Annotated in this window: 11 protein-coding genes and 2 pseudogenes; 3 read left to right on the top strand and 10 right to left on the bottom strand. The window is 38.8% G+C overall.

Features of this window, described 5'->3' with window-relative positions; translation table 11 throughout:
* Positions 1-406 precede the first annotated feature (406 nt).
* From ACM0OY_RS03435 to ACM0OY_RS03395, 9 genes and pseudogenes are all read right to left on the bottom strand, one after another.
* Positions 407-796, bottom strand: a pseudogene (locus ACM0OY_RS03435) (ISAzo13-like element transposase-related protein); the annotation flags it as partial.
* A gap of 202 nt (positions 797-998) precedes the next feature.
* Positions 999-1,700 carry a type 1 glutamine amidotransferase domain-containing protein gene (locus ACM0OY_RS03430; protein WP_414567490.1) on the bottom strand — a complete coding sequence of 234 codons (702 nt, stop codon included), beginning with the start codon at positions 1,698-1,700 and terminating at the stop codon, positions 999-1,001.
* Positions 1,701-1,748: 48 nt separating this feature from the next.
* Positions 1,749-2,039, bottom strand: a complete 291-nt coding sequence (locus tag ACM0OY_RS03425; protein WP_414567489.1) for a putative quinol monooxygenase — start codon at positions 2,037-2,039, stop codon at positions 1,749-1,751.
* 510 nt (positions 2,040-2,549) lie between these two features.
* On the bottom strand, positions 2,550-4,892 hold the full coding sequence (locus tag ACM0OY_RS03420) for a glycoside hydrolase family 31 protein (protein ID WP_414567488.1): 2,343 nt from the start codon (positions 4,890-4,892) through the stop codon (positions 2,550-2,552).
* Between the two features lie 258 nt (positions 4,893-5,150).
* Positions 5,151-5,906, bottom strand: a complete 756-nt coding sequence (locus ACM0OY_RS03415) for an SDR family NAD(P)-dependent oxidoreductase (protein WP_414567487.1) — start codon at positions 5,904-5,906, stop codon at positions 5,151-5,153.
* A gap of 38 nt (positions 5,907-5,944) precedes the next feature.
* The gene (locus ACM0OY_RS03410) at positions 5,945-6,769 is read right to left on the bottom strand and encodes a sugar phosphate isomerase/epimerase family protein (protein ID WP_414567486.1); all 825 of its coding nucleotides are present in this window, start codon (positions 6,767-6,769) and stop codon (positions 5,945-5,947) included.
* A gap of 177 nt (positions 6,770-6,946) precedes the next feature.
* Positions 6,947-8,071, bottom strand: a complete 1,125-nt coding sequence (locus ACM0OY_RS03405) for a DegT/DnrJ/EryC1/StrS family aminotransferase (RefSeq protein ID WP_414567485.1) — start codon at positions 8,069-8,071, stop codon at positions 6,947-6,949.
* A 1-nt stretch (position 8,072) separates the two neighbouring features.
* Positions 8,073-8,495, bottom strand: coding sequence for a secondary thiamine-phosphate synthase enzyme YjbQ (locus tag ACM0OY_RS03400; RefSeq protein WP_414567484.1), 423 nt, complete (start codon positions 8,493-8,495; stop codon positions 8,073-8,075).
* 2 nt (positions 8,496-8,497) lie between these two features.
* Entirely contained in the window at positions 8,498-9,505 is a 1,008-nt protein-coding gene (locus tag ACM0OY_RS03395; protein ID WP_414567483.1) for an SDR family oxidoreductase, read from the bottom strand.
* A gap of 664 nt (positions 9,506-10,169) precedes the next feature.
* Between ACM0OY_RS03395 and ACM0OY_RS03390 the strand changes: the two genes are divergently transcribed.
* The gene (locus tag ACM0OY_RS03390) at positions 10,170-10,913 is read left to right on the top strand and encodes a sterol desaturase family protein (RefSeq protein ID WP_414567482.1); all 744 of its coding nucleotides are present in this window, start codon (positions 10,170-10,172) and stop codon (positions 10,911-10,913) included.
* 204 nt (positions 10,914-11,117) lie between these two features.
* Positions 11,118-11,225, top strand: a pseudogene (locus ACM0OY_RS03385) (IS5/IS1182 family transposase); the annotation flags it as partial.
* A gap of 101 nt (positions 11,226-11,326) precedes the next feature.
* Here the strand turns inward: ACM0OY_RS03385 and ACM0OY_RS03380 are convergent.
* The gene (locus ACM0OY_RS03380) at positions 11,327-12,709 is read right to left on the bottom strand and encodes an aminotransferase class V-fold PLP-dependent enzyme (protein WP_414567481.1); all 1,383 of its coding nucleotides are present in this window, start codon (positions 12,707-12,709) and stop codon (positions 11,327-11,329) included.
* Between the two features lie 1,116 nt (positions 12,710-13,825).
* On the opposite strand from ACM0OY_RS03380, the gene ACM0OY_RS03375 reads away from it, so the two are divergent.
* A complete protein-coding gene (locus ACM0OY_RS03375) occupies positions 13,826-15,112 on the top strand; it encodes a glycosyltransferase family 61 protein (RefSeq protein WP_414567480.1) in 1,287 nt (428 codons plus the stop codon).
* The last annotated feature ends 581 nt before the right edge of the window (positions 15,113-15,693 follow it).

Here is a 15,693-nt window from a genome sequence, read left to right as displayed (position 1 = left end):
TCCTAATTTGGATGTTATGCCGAAAGTTTCTGGATACCAGTGATGAATATACCGAAAAGCTCCTACTTAGGTACAAAATTAAGTGAATATACGAAATATTTTTACCTATTATTTTGAAAAAGGATAATTTTCAGAAAATTTATGGATATTCGCCCCAATAAGGTAAGATGCTGCACATTTACATTACATAAGGGACTTCCAAAGAATAAATTATTCCAAAAAAATAAGAGGCAGGCTGGTTTAGATAATGATAATTATTTTAGGGGGGAGAAGAGGGGTTGCCGACGGCAACCCCTCTTCTCCCCTTCATCTACGCATGAATAGTCTATACACTTGTTGTCTGGCTGACAATGAAAAAGTGTAAATTTAGTATTGCTTTGTAGATTAATAAATGCTGTTATTCAAATCAAATCACGCTTGTTTTACCACAACATATATCAATCAACCAATTACCTAGATTTGGGAAAATTTCATGGCTAGAATTGGTTAATCGCTCAATCTTTTTTTCGATTTGATTCATAGCTTTTTTTGTCAGCTTTACGCCTTGAGCAGAGGTTTCATGTACTAGCTTAACTACTGGATGCTTACCTTTCCATTTCATAGTACTAGCAAAGTTTAAAGCTGTTTCTATTTCATCTAAAATACTACCATTCCAATGGTTTTCTAGTATTGCCCATGTCCTTTCTATCGGATTATATTTACTGTAATAGGGAGGATAGTAGGCTAAACGTATATTTCCTTGATGTTTGTGAGCAAACTCTACTATACGTTTCATGAATTGGGTACGCTGGGAACTTTACTACAAAAGGGGGTGAAAGGGCTGCCGACGGAAGCCCTTTCACCCCCTTTAAAATGATTATTATTATTGTTAATGGCATAATTTATTTTCTGGAAGTTCCTAACCCTCTTTTGTCACTTTAGGATAATCCAATCGCCCAAACGATTACGGGGCTTTAGTTTCCGCTTTTTATCTATAAATTTTAGTTTTTGTTGCTCCGTCAGGTTGCGAAGCGGGTTGGTGTTTCGTACAATTCTCCTAAAAGCTTTATCATTTTCTCGGCAACGCCTTTGGCAGAAGCGGGATTTTGGCCAGTGACGAGATTACCGTCATAAATGCTGTTTGCTTGCCAAGGTGCGACTTTGTGAAAGATCGCGCCTTGTTTGATGAGGGCTGTTTCCAGCTCGAAAGGCACATCAGCTTTGGCGTAGTTGTCTTCTTCATCGTTTGTGAATGAAGTGATATTCTTTCCGGCGAGCAAATAGGCACCGTCACTCAGTTTTACGTTTAGCAACGACACCGGACCATGACAAACTGCTCCAACGACGGCACTTCGCTCGTAAGTTTCTTTGACAACCTTTTTAAGAAGCGGGTGTTCAGGCATATCAACCATTGGCGCCAAACCACCGGGAACGAAGATGGCGTCATACTGGCTGACATCCACGTCTGATAGTTTCTTGGCTTTCTGCATTGATGCCCATCCTTTTCCCACCAAAAAGGATAGATTGTCGGGGTCGTCAGCCAGATTGAGCGCGTCGAGAAACGGAGTGTCTCCGGTAAGACTTGCAAAATCGATTTGGTATTTTGCTTTGTCGAATTCAGCATAAGGATGCGCTACTTCCGGCAAAAAAATACCTGTTCTTCTGTTGTGGGGACCAATGACATGAGCGTTCGATACAATGATTAGCACCTTTTTCGACATAAAACCTCCTTGGCACGGTTGATTGCGATATTTGTATCAATAACCAATTTAAACGAGTTTTTTTACCAATATTACCTCGCGGACTTCAAGATGCGGGATGATTTCGTTCACGACGATTCTCTTGTAGTGTTGCGATTGTTTATGAGTTTCTGCGGCATCGTCGTCGACGTAATGCTCATGAAGTATGAGTTCACGAGGATCGCTTTCCGACTGATAGATCGTGTAGGAAATATTACCTTCCTCATTTCTAGTCTTCTCAGCCAGTTCCGGTAGCATTTTCAAAATGCGTGACACTTCCGACTCTTTGAGTTTCCATTTGACGATGACTATCTTTTCCATGTCTAAGTGTCTATAGTTCCTTTTAAGACAACCGTATTAAAATCCCGACCATCTGCAACGATAGTTGCCATACCTTCAGTGAATGCTCAGCTACAATCACGAATGTCCAGGCTTTTCTCATAGCCTAGCTATTTATCATTATCAAATAAGTTGTTGACTCTGCTAATCTTCTTCAAAAACAAGAGGGCTAATTTAGGGCGGGCGAGACGCCATTGGTGTCAAGTGAAAGCAGATGCCGAGATGTCAAGCGACCTTGCGGCGTTGCGTCGATGCCGTTGACGAACAGCTTTAACCAAGCCCATAGAACGCTGATGTTCGACTAACCAAGGAATAAGTTGTAGTTGTGAATTGTGCGCTCGTGGGCGATCGTAAAAATATAAATTGAGCTTTAACCACTTGACAAGATTCTATTTTTCTTAACTTGACACCAATGGCATCTTGCCCTCCCCACAATAAAAGTTGAAAAAGTTGAATATTTTTTTATTTGGAAATCCCTAATGGGATAAACCGCTAAGTAGAAAACTCTAATTGATGTGCAGTGCCATCATCAACAAAGCTTTGTTCGCCAACACCAACTAATTCCACAATGATTTCACGCTTTGCAGGTGAAAACTCACCTTCTCTGGCTTCAATCTCAACAATGGTTCGTTGTTCTTGTGAATTAACGCGGTAAGTTGTTGTGCAAAACGCTCCTGTTTTGTACTCAAAAGTGTGACCGTCATCTTCGTACAGGGTAAACTCACCTACGCCCTTCCAAATCCGTAGCCTCATCTGGTCTATGGGACGTTCATCTACGTATTGCATGACTGGTATCATGGGAATAATGGAACCAGCACGGACGTACAATGGCATTTGCTCAAGTGGTGCGTGTGCCAAGATGTGGGTTGGGCCTGTGAAAGCCTCACCACTCCACCAGTCATACCACTCACCTTCAGGCAAATATACAGCACGATATTGAACACCGGGACGATAAATTGGTGCTGCGAGTAATGATGAACCAAGCATTACTTGGTCTGCGAGGCTGAAAGTCTGCGGATCGTTGGGAAAATGATAGAGTAGGGGACGCAGAATTGGTGCGCCTGTGGTTGCAGCTTCCCAGAAGAGGGTGTAGATGTAAGGCAGTAGTCGGTAGCGGAGTTGAATGTACTCGCGGCAAATTTTTTCAACGCGATCGCCAAATGCCCAAGGTTCATGCTGTGCTGTAGTCAATGCTGAATGTCCCCGCATGAAAGGGTAAAGCATTCCTAGCTGCATCCAACGAGTAAATAGTTCCGGTGTGGCATTCCCCGCAAACCCTCCAATATCTGTACCGACAAAGGCAATGCCCGATAACCCCAAGTTACACAGCATTGGTATGGACATTTCTAAGTGTTCCCACAGAGATTGATTGTCTCCCGTCCACACTGCTGACCAACGCTGAATGCCCGCAAATCCGGAGCGCGTCAAGAAAAATGTCCGTTCTGTCGGACGGGATTTTAAAACTGCCTGATAAGATGCCTGGGACATCATTAACCCATACACGTTATGGGTTTCAGCGTGGTTAGTTTTCTCTTCAGTCGGCCCCTGTGCTGCATCAAGGGGAAAGTCAATTTTACGACCAGGGTCACCAAATGGGCGATCATCTAGCGTGGGTTCATTCATGTCATTCCAGATACCGGCAATACCAATGTCAGTTAGGCTGTTTAGTAAACCTCCCCACCAATCTTGAACTTCTGGACGCATGTAATCAGGAAACACAGCTTTGTCAGGCCAAACATAGCCGTGAAATAGCTGGCCGTTGGTTTTACGGACAAAATAATCGTTCTTTAATCCTTCATCGAATACTTTATAATCTGCTTCTGGATCGTACTTGACCCCAGGTTCGACAATTGTCGCTACTTTAAAGCCATTTTCCTTGAGATTTTCGATTAATTCTTTAGGATTTGCAAATCGCTTGGGACTCCAGGTAAAAACCCGGTAGCCGTTCATATAATCAATATCTAAATGGATAACATCACAGGGAATTTGCCGCTGACGAAATTCCCGCGCCAGTTTCTGTACTATATCCTGTGATTCATAACTCCAGCGACACTGGTGGTAACCTAACGACCATCGGGGTGGTAAAGGCATCCGTCCAGTTAGTTGGGTGTAGGTTTGAAGAATTTTTGCGGGTTCCGGCCCATAAATGATGTAGTAATCTAGTTCGCTTCCCTGGGTTTCCATCCGCCAGACTCCAGGCTGCTGGGCACCGAGATCGAATCGGCTCCAAAAAGTAGTATTGAAAAAAAGCCCGTAGCCCAAACCCGGACGCAAGGCGATAAAAAAGGGAATCGACTGATACATACTGTCTGTCAAAATCCCAAAATCGATCGCATCAGTTGTCCAATTAGTTCTTACTTTCGATCGCTGATCTAGCAAGCCAGTGGGTTCACCAAAACCATAGAAATGTTCGTCGGTTTCTATGCGTTTCCACCCAGCGATCGCACCAGTCCGCCACCCCATCCCCATGTCTGCATCCTCAGCAAAGGGCTGTCCTGCTGAGTCGAAGCACTGGATACGACAAGGATCGCGGGAGACGACAATAGACAATTTCTCGGTTGTAATTTCTATAGTCTCTGCTGTTTCTCGTACTTCAAAGGGCACTTTAGACCATTCTTCATCCGCCTGTGCCACTGCCCACGATCGCCTGGGTAAAAATTCGCCAGTTGGGGTCAACCTTACCCGAATTAAGTTAGGTGCTAGGATACTAATCTTCAGACAGGGAATGCCGCATTTTAATAGGATATGGCGATCGTCTTTTTGTATTGCTTCTACTGCTCCCAGAATTGACCAAGGTGGCTCGCTTGTGTGCAGCTGTCCAAAATATTGCGGCATAATCCCTGATTCAAAGATAACTACTTTTCCCAATTGAGAATCACATAAACTACTGGTAAAAAGCTTGTATCTTTAGACATAGCACAGACTGAATTTTTCAGATGCTTTCAGGTATTTACACTATGATTAATTTGTACAGAGCTTAGTTCTTTCTTATTCTTTGCGCCTTTGCGTCTTTGCGTGAGACAAAAAACAGTTAACAGTCAACAGCTTAAAGCTGTTATTTATTTTTTTGAGTTACGTGTTGTTTAAATATATTTACATAAGAGTAAAGCCACCGTTAATACATAAATACTGCCCTGTGACAAATTTGGACTCTTGACTAGCAAAGTAAAGCACTGCTTCAGCAATATCCTGTGGAGTACCCCATTGCTGCATAGGAATTCTTACTTGGTAAGCATCTTTTTTGTCTTGAGGGACGCTTTCATGGCGTTCTACAGGAATCCACCCCGGAGCAACGGCGTTGACTGTGATTCCAAAGGGTGCAAGTTCGGTTGCCATACTGCGTGTAAAACCAAGTTGTCCACTTTTGGCGGTAACGTAAGCACTAAAGTTATTCACCCCCCGAAAGCAAACGTCACTACTGATATTGATAATTCGTCCCCATTGTTTGTGCTTCATCACGGGTAGGCAAATACGAGTCAGTAAGTAGGGACTCTTGACAAAAAAGTCAAGCATTGTTTGGAAATCTTGCCAGCTATACTCCTCAAAGGGAATCTGGGGCTGGTTTCCTGTGGCATTCAACACCAAAATATCTACAGCACCAAGTTGTGTGGCGATCGCTTCATAAATATCTGCCACGTCTGCTTCTTCGGTGACATCCCCACGCACTAAAATTCCTTGGCTACCTTGCTGTTCTAGTTCAGCCAAAGCCTGTTTAGCTCGTGATTCGTTGTTGTTGTAGTTAATTGCTACCTTGGCGCCGGCTTGTCCCAATTTCAGGGCGATCGCTTTTCCCAAACCAGCAGAACTTCCTGTGACTAAGGCAACATGTCCATCTAGAGAAAATGACATTTAATTACTAACCTTTGATGAAAATCAAGGAACAGGAATCAGAATTTTTGTAATAATTTACACAAATTATTTACACTTTCTTTGGTTCCATGTTCAACATCTGATGGTTCTTCATATTCAACTACCCAATATCCCTGGTAACCTGCATTTAATAGTTCTTGGATAATTGGTTGCCAAACAATTTCTCCTTCTCCAAAAGCACAAAATTGAGGGCCACCATTAACCCATCGCACATCTTTCCAATGACTGTAGTTTACCCAAGGAAGGATGTAGCGTAATGCCATCAAGGGATCGGTTCCTTGATTCAAAAAGTTAGCGGGATCGTAGTTGACACCAACCGCAGGAGTTTTGATGCCTTCCATAATTCTGGCAACTCTTTGCCCTGTTGCTGTGGGGCCGCCGTGATTTTCAATAGTTATTTTAATACCTCTTGCTTCGGCATAATCACCAATACGGTTAAAGGCATAGTGGAGCCGAGGAAAAACATCTGGAAGAATATGATCGTTTCTGTGATCGCCAGACAATAATCGGACAAATTTTGCTCCTAGTTGTTGCGCTATGTCAACGAAATGTCCTACTCTTTGAATCTCTTTTTCTAAATCAGCTTCTTCTGGAATTGTAAAATTATTTCGTCCGGCTATACAGATAATATCTACTCCTGCTTCTTGTGCCCAAGTAGCTATTTTAGAGACTGATTCATCGTCACCATCGTTTAAAAGATGTTTGGGTGCTTGGGGGTGAGCATTGACTTCTACTGAGCGAATGCCTTGGTTGCTTATCCAGTGAAAATATTCTGGTATTTCCACTTCTCTCCAGCCCCAAGCTGCACAGGCAATATTTGGTGGAGTAATGTTATTGGGCATATTTGGATTTTGGATTTTGGATTGTGAAACGGGTTTTGTATCTGGTTTATTTGCTTGGCAAGGCAATACCGTTTTTTACGAACCGCAGAGGCGCAGAGAACGCAGAGAAAAAGAGGATATGGGCAATTTTTTAACGGGAAGGGAATATTAATCGATCCTGCAATGCCTGTGTAAGCGTTACGAATATCGATAGAATAATTTAATGTTTTCACAGACTCGATGGAGTTCCTCAACGGTTAATCCTTGATAAATAGGTAAGCTGAGGATTCGCTGTGCTTGCATTTCTGTAACAGGGAAACTTCCTTCTGGATAACCTAATTCTTTACCTACTGTGGATAAGTGAATTGGTACTGGATAATGAATTGCGGTACCAATACCCCGATCGCTTAAAAATTGGCGCAGTTCATCGCGGCGTTCTGCTTGGATGATAAAGTTGCTATACACGCTTTTTTCCCACTCTCGCTCTAGGGGTATTTTGATCTGAGGAATGCCAGCAAGTTGAGTTTGGTAGTAACGAGCATTTTGCCGACGCTGCTGTGTCCATTCTTGGACGTAGCGCAATTTGACTAAAAGAATTGCTGCTTGTAGGGTATCTAAACGGGAATTGTGCGACCATAAAACACAGTCGTCACGGGTACGCAAGCCAATATTACGCATAATTTTGAACTGTTCGTACAGTTGGGGATCGTTTGTAACTAACACCCCTCCATCCCCACAACCATTTAAAATTTTTAAGGGATGTAAACTGAAACAGCCTACTATGCCAAAAGAACCCACTGGTTGATTTTGATATTCAGCGAGTACTGCTTGGGCTGCATCTTCCACTACGGCGATTCTTTTTTCTTGAGCCAGGGCTAAAATTGGTTCCATCTCGCATGGTCGGCCTGTCAGATGCACTGGGATAATTGCTTTGGTTTTGGGAGTAATTGCAGCTGCAATTTGACTCACATCAATGTTGTAATCATCGCCCACATCAACGAATACAGGTTTTGCCCCAAGCACGCGAATACAACTAGCTGAAGCCACGAAGGAATTGGGGGCTGTAATGACTTCATCACCAGAGCCAATACCAAGGGCTTTGAGTGCGAAAATTAAGGCATCTGTCCCAGAATTAACGCCGACTGCATAACTAACACCGCACAATTGAGCAAACTGACGCTCAAATTCTGCAACTTGTTCGCCTAAAATAAAGTTGCAGTCATCAAGGACTTCGCCAATAGCTGCTAACAATTCAGACTTCAAAGCAGCGTGTTGAGTTTTGAGGTTGACGAAGGGAATTTGGTTAATTGTTAATTGCTGCACTTTAATATCCCAAAATGTTGATAAGGACTTCACGGGTGTAACCAGACTGCCGATGTTCCCAGATAAAAATATCTTGTAAACGACCCAGTTGTAAAATGCCTTGGGCAACGGGAATTTGTTCAGAGGTATGGGTGAGGGCAGATCGAATATGGGCAGGCATGTCGTCTAAACCTTCTCCAGCGAGGAGATATTTACCTGTTTCTGGTACTAGTTGGGCAAAAAAGGCTTCTACATCGGGCTTGGCATCATTTTCCTGAATGAGTAAGCTGGCTGAGGTATGACGAATAAAAAGAGTGCAAAGCCCTGCTTGAATTCCTGATTCTGTAACGATCGCTTGGACTTGCGGTGTAATCTGACACAGAGATTTACCAGTGGTTTGCACTTTGATTGCTTGTTGGTAAAGTCTGAGGGATGAGTTTGTCATTTTTATGCTTTTCCTAGATGCTCAAACCACAATTTTGTCTCTTGCTGAATCGTTTCTGTTGTCCAAACGGGAGCATCTCGCCAAAGTTCAATATTAGCTAACATTTCGCTGACTCCTTGGCTCAAAGTCACTTGAGGTTGCCATTTTAAAAGAGTTGTAGCTTTGGTAATATCTGCCCAAGTACAATCTGGTTCCCCTGGACGTTTGGGGATATGAGTAATTGGCCCCTGTAATAATTTCACGAGTGTCAAAACGCTTTCAGATTTACCCGAACCAACGTTAATTATTTCCCCTGTAATATCTGATTCGGCTGCTTTGACAAAGGCTTCTACTACATCACTAACGAAGGTAAAATCTCTTGTTTGGGTTCCATCTCCCACCACAGTAAAGGGTTTACTGGCTAGTTTCTGAGCTAGAAATACACCAAATACTGCACCATAAGCCCCAGTTGTACGCGATCGCGGCCCGTATACATTAAACAGTCGTAAAGAAAGGGCTGGAAGTTGATAAACTTGCGCCCAGTGCATCACTAGTTGTTCCCCTAAATATTTCGTCAAACCATAGGGGTGTTTGGGATGACAGGGATAGGTTTCTGGTGTGGGATATTGGTCAGGAATACCATAGCAGGTGGAGGACGCTGTGTAGATAAATTTCTCAATTTGAGCATGACGACAAGCTTCTAAAAGCACAAAGGTACTATGCAGATTGGAATGATAATATTGCCCAGGATTTTGGATTGAAGGTACTAAATCGGCTAATCCTGCTAAATGAAATACCCAATCAATATCTGTTAAAGTCTCCGGAGAAATATTAGCTAAATCTTGTTCAATAAATCTAAATGTGGGATAGGTTTGAGCTACTTTTAAATTGGTCGTTCTACCTGTAATCAGGTTATCCAATCCAACGACACTATGACCATTATTGAGTAGGCGATCGCATAAGTGAGAACCAATAAAACCAGCAGCACCAGTTACTAAGCAACGTCTACGAGAATTTAATTTAGCTTTCATATAGAATCCTAAATGATTTATGAGAAAACACCATATTCATGCAGCTTAGGGAAGTCAAAAATTTGACAATCTACTGCTAGCTCAAATCCAGCGACAAAGTAATCTTCCTCTTTTTTAGGATGATTTAATCTAAATTTTATGAATGTTTAATAAATAGATTCACATGAAATCAGTAACGCGGCTTCTAAGGGTTTTTGTAGCAATCCTACAGAAATTCACACTCAGGCTGAAACTCTGACTGAATAAAAGCTCTAATTATCAAGATTTTAGGAGTAGTGCATTTTACCTGTAATTAGTTTATCTAAAAATTATGGGATTAACTGTCTTAACTGTCTTAACTGTCTTAACTGTCTTAACTGTCCTTGTGCGATCGCTTGATTGGTGATAAATTACTAGTTTGAAACTCAAGATTAACTACTTCGATATCGAGTCAAAATATTACGGATGTAAAACATCCTTAATAAAATAGCACAGTCAATCTGAAATAATTTTTACTCACTCGATCGCAGATGGTGATGTAAAAATTACTTTAGAGATACTTGTGTATTTAAGAATATTACAGTGATGACTCTTGTGCTTAGTTATAGATCCCAAATCAATGATTAAGCGCAATATTTGAAGTGCTAATCTGACAGTCTAACAACATCTTGTGCATTGAATTCTGATGAAAACTATACTTTTATACTGGCTAATGACTTTTAGTTCAGGTGTAATACTCTGGCTTTGGGAAAAACAAGATCCCCTCCGCTTGGTCAAATATAAATCTGAATTTTTTAAAGAATTTCAGGCGGCATCAGTAGCATTTTGTTATATGCTAATCAATAACTATGTTACTTGGATGATACTCACAAAAGTCTTAACTTTTCCAAGGGAAATTGTAGAATCAACTGGAATTTTATCTTTTCCATTATGGGTGAGATTCGTTACTGCTTTTGTCCTAAAAGAGTTTGTTTATTACATAATCCATCGAATGCAACATGCAAACGAGTATACCTGGTTAACTCATAAGTGGCATCATTCAAGTCAGTCAGTATGGTGGTTAGCGGCACAAAGATCGAGTTTGACCAGTGAAATTTTATATACATTTCCAATTATTTGGTTTCCATTGCTAGGCATTCCTCTAGAACTAATGACGATAGTACCTTTACATGGCGCTTTTCAAAATAATTGGATACATCTCAATGTCAAATCGCAACCTTGGATGAGAATATTAGAGTGGATTTATGTCACACCTCGGTTTCATAGCTTACATCATTATGACATGAGGGGCAGAAACTTCGGAGATAGTTTAACTATTTTCGATCGCTTATTTGGAACTTATTTAGATCCCGATACATATCATTTAGATGAAAATCAATCTGCTGGAATTGACGAACCAGTAACAGTAAAAATGATTGTGGGAATTTAAAACTATAATCGCTAAATCTCAAGCAATAGTAAATAAATGTAGGGTGTGTTATGCCGAAGGCTAACGCACCTCGATAGACTATATCAATTGAGGTGCGTTGCGCTTTGCGGCAACACACCCTACTTAGAGCTGATTCGTAAAGAAAATCTAAAGAGGACTGAATATTGCTTGACTGAGGTTATAGGCTAAATCGAGAGTAGGCTCAATCGATTTCGGCGTTTGAGTAAGGATTATGAGTTGTATACAGAGTTAAGTGAAGCAATGATTTATGGCTCGTTGATTCGTCTGATGGTAAGGCGAATGGCAGCTTAATATTTTATTTACGAATCAGCTCTAAATTATTCGTGCTAGTGACAGTCCTCATGCATCGCTGTGCTTATCTTAATGACCAGCTTTAGCTCCTGTTAGTTCTTTTATTTTAACAAAGTTGATATGCTCCCGGTCGCACTTGTGCCGCTTAGGCTAAGTGTCCGGCTTAAGTTAATAGTCTCCTTGATAATAAACTTATCAACTACCTCTTCAATATAATTAATCATTTGAACGGTAATTGTGGGAGAACATCCAACAAAGAAAACTTGATCTAGAACTTTATTAGCATTTTGATACTTTGTATAATCATCAACATCTTTATATGCTGGATGCATCAAAATATTCCCTGCAAAATAGTTTCTAGTTTGAACTCTATTGGTTTCTAGATGTTGTACTAAATTTCTTTTTTTCTCAGCAGATTCACAAATTAATGGAACACCAAACCAACTTGTTTCCGATTCTGGTAGTTCATTAATAGTTCTGACACCCCGAATCTTTTGAAAAATAGAATCTATTTTTTGTTTATTAGCTCGTCTTTTTCTGTGAACTTCATCAAACTTCTCAAGTTGAACAGAACCAATTGCTCCTTGAAAATCGGTTGGTTTTAAATTATATCCAATATTAGTAAATACATACTTGTGATCAACTATTTCCTCGTATCCAGGAATCCAAGTATCAAATCTTTTTCCACAAACTCCATTGGGAAGAAGGTTTTGTTGCCCAACACAATAACAGCCGCGACCCCACCAAGCAAAACTTCTGGCAATATCTACAATTTCTTTGATATTAGAGGAAACCATACCACCTTCAATTGTAGTGATGTGATGTGCTGGATAGAAAGAACAAGAAGCTGCAACTGCAAAATCAGTTAGATATTGATCATTCCACTTACTCCCAAGGCTATCACAGTTGTCAGCAATTATCTCAAGACCAAAATCAGAACAGATTTGAATAAGTCTCTTCAGGTCATAGACATTTCCCAAAACTGGAGAAGAAAACACTGCTTTGGTTCTGGAAGTAATCTTTTTCTCAATCTCATCAATATTCCAGTTGAGATCATCCCAATCGATATCTACAAACACTGGTTTTAGGTTATTTTGAATAATGGGATTTATTGTAGTAGGAAAACCCACACAAGAAACAATAATCTCATCTCCATCTTGCCAACCAAAATATTTTTTAAGTGCAGCAATCATTACAAGGTTTGCAGAACTACCAGAGTTAACCATTACAGAATAATCTTTATTAAACTTTTTAGAAAACTCCCTTTCAAACTTATTAACTGAATCACCAGAAGATAACCATTTGCCTTTAAGAACAGTATAAAAAATTGCTTCAATTTCCTTTTCATTCCAATAGGGACCTGAATAATAGACTGAATCTTTTTCACTATTAAATGTTTCTTTATTAGCAATGAATGGAAAAAGATTTTGATCTTCTTGCTTTGCTTGATTAAGAAACTGTGTAATTAGTTCAGTTAGAGACATAGTGATTTAATACCTTACTAGGTGGTAATTTTTAGACAAAATAGAAGAAATTTGCCTTGATTAGATGCAAATAACGTTAACTATTTAGGGTCATCATTGAGCATTTTTATTGCTAACACAAATTTTTGTTGATGATAAAATTAATAATGACCTGTGGCGATATTTTCGCTAAGAAAAGGCTTTTGTAATCAAGCCATCTATGATGCAGTGGTAAATTCTTGATTACATAATTTATATATACTATTTTTTTTGTTTTGACAATACAAAAAATATAAAGCATTTATTACAATATATTTTTTTCATCAGCTGATTCAATAGTTTATCTATATTCTATATTTAAATATTTACTGCTTTTACAACCACACAAACATGTTTGATATTGATTTAAATATCAAACATGTTTATATTTATTTACAAATGGTAAATTTTTGTACTAAATCAATTATAAAAATGCGTCAGCTAAATTTCTTCTTCAGACGCGACAATCTGCATTCATAAAGAACATGTTGCAATCATTGATTCAAGTACCGTTATTTGCACTTGTAGCTATTGAGGTTTTGGTAAATATAATATTTTTGGTGCTTGAATGTCAAGGCATCTCAAATCAGGATATTAATATTTTCTAGCTTTTCTAATAAAAATGCAATAGCAAATTGAGACAGTTAAGACAGTTAAGACAGTTAAGACAGTTAAGAAGAAAAATACAGGCAGGGATCACAAAAATAGTTAAACTAATTTACTGTGTATCATATAAATTAACAAATAAGTAAGAATCGTAATTTTAAATATATTAGTTTAGATGCTATTAAACATGTATAATGATGCAAAACATCAAAATAAATGAAGAAAATGTTGTAATGTAATAGTATTGTTGACTGCTTGCTAACTGAAGAAAATTTTGAGTTTTGATGTAAAAAAATAGCAATATTGCAACATCCTCGTTCAAGAGTGGCAGTGACTAAGTTTTTATGGTTGAGATTTTTGGTAATTGGAATAACAAACAAGTAGCTAAAATAGCTAAAAATTATCCAGTTTTTACTCTTTTATCGGCAATTACACAAAACTCATTCCCAACTAGCAATTACGTTAATTAAATTTTCAAAGGCTTACAGGTATATGACTCCAACTTTGCGTATTTTTCAATACTTTCTGATTTTTAAACTGATATATCCTGTATTGTTAAAATTTATTTATAAAAATCTCCTGATTGTCACTGAGTCAATGGAGCAACTCAAAAGACAAAATGATTTTCCTAATTTAGAGGAAGAATATCAACAATTACCCTTTCTCAAATTTATCCATTTAATTTTATTTAATTACCTACGCCATAACTTCATTGATAGAGCGGAGTTGATAGAAAAGTCTAAAGAGGAAAATCAACTTTATCAATTGCTTTATGATGAAAGTGTTAACCTGGCTCCAGTTATCTGTCACGAAGAAATATTGAGTGTATTAAAACCAAAAGAGGGATTTTTTAAATTCACTGATCCTTTTGCTGCGATTGTTAAAGATGTCGAATTATTTGGAATTCATGCCTTTGGATTTACTGAAGATAAAAAAATTATTTTAGAAACATCTATCAACAGAGTAGACTGTTTAGAATACAGTGCCATTACCACATTCAAGCAAGGTTTTAATTTTCAATATATTACACCCATAGCTGATTCAAACTATATTGATTTAGCTTGTTCACTGGTTAATTGTTGGAGTCATTTATATGGTCATTGGATATATGAAGGCTTAACTCGATTAGAAGCTTTGGAATATTATTCTCAAAAGACAGGTAGAAAGCCAAAATTAATCATTGATAAAAACTCTCCAGCATGGAAATACCGTACTTTGGAATTGATGGGTTATCGCCCAGAAGACTGTATCCAATGGAATGGATATAGAGCTAAAGTTAGCGAATTAGTAATTTGTTCTAACCGCCGGGAAGATGGACGCACTTCTGTTAAAGCTTGTCATTGGTTAAAAGAACGTATTCTTAGTAACATAGATAATTCTACGAGTTCTGATGGTATTTATAGTCCATATATTTTTCTTTCTCGGAAAAAAACAAATGCTCGACGTATATTGAATGAAGAAGAAGTAATAAATACTTTGGCTAAAATGGATTTTGTACCTTATGTTATTGAAGATTTAGATTTTTCAGAACAAGTGAAAGTATTTACTCAAGCTAAATTTATTATTTCTCCTCATGGAAGCGGATTAACAAATATTCTCTTTAGCCAAAACTTAAGTGTAATTGAACTCTTCGGTCCAAAAAAAATTAGTCATTTCTTTTATGCAGTATCTGAGGGTTTAGGATTTAATTACGCTTGTATGTTATGTGAAGTTAAAAATGGAGATATTATAGTAAATTGTGAAGAATTAAGTAAAATGGTTTATAAAATGCAAAAATAAGTTTTGAAAAAAAGTAAAGGAGGCGACCGCTCCTTACCTCACACGGATGCACTTTCTTAAAGGTAAAGTTTATTTTATTTTAGATTTGGCAGGCGGCTTTTATCCCAATAATTATCCCTTAGTTGTCCTAAAAAGCAGCTTAAAAAAGGGTAATCCTGCCTGGACTTGGGGTGGAAGTGATTAGATTAAAAGACAAGAGAAAATATATTGCCTCTTCCCTATTGCCTATTTTCTATTCCCTAAATACTTCTAATAATAGATGACTTGGTGATAGGGAAAGGGATACTGCTGGAAGACCAAATTGTAAGGATTCAGGTAGCAGAGTATTGACAAAGGGAACACTTGAGGGTCAGTATCACAAGTATGAACCAAAACCTGCTTCAAGATTTAGACCGAGAAAGTTTGAGCCAGTTGTCCAAAGAAGAACTGGTGGAAATCATCATTGAACAGAGCAAGGTAATAGGGGTAGTGTGAAGGTAGCTGCGTCCAGGGGCAAACTAAACTGTATAGTAGTTTAAAATCGAGGAATTTTTCTGCTACTAACACTTGAAAAAAGTACCGAATTTACAATTGGATTTGGT

The organism is Nostoc sp. CCY 9925, assembly GCF_963920935.1.
GTDB lineage: Bacteria > Cyanobacteriota > Cyanobacteriia > Cyanobacteriales > Nostocaceae > Nostoc.
The sequence above is the reverse complement of the archived record's forward strand: the minus strand, read 5'-3'. Positions and strand labels throughout refer to the sequence as shown.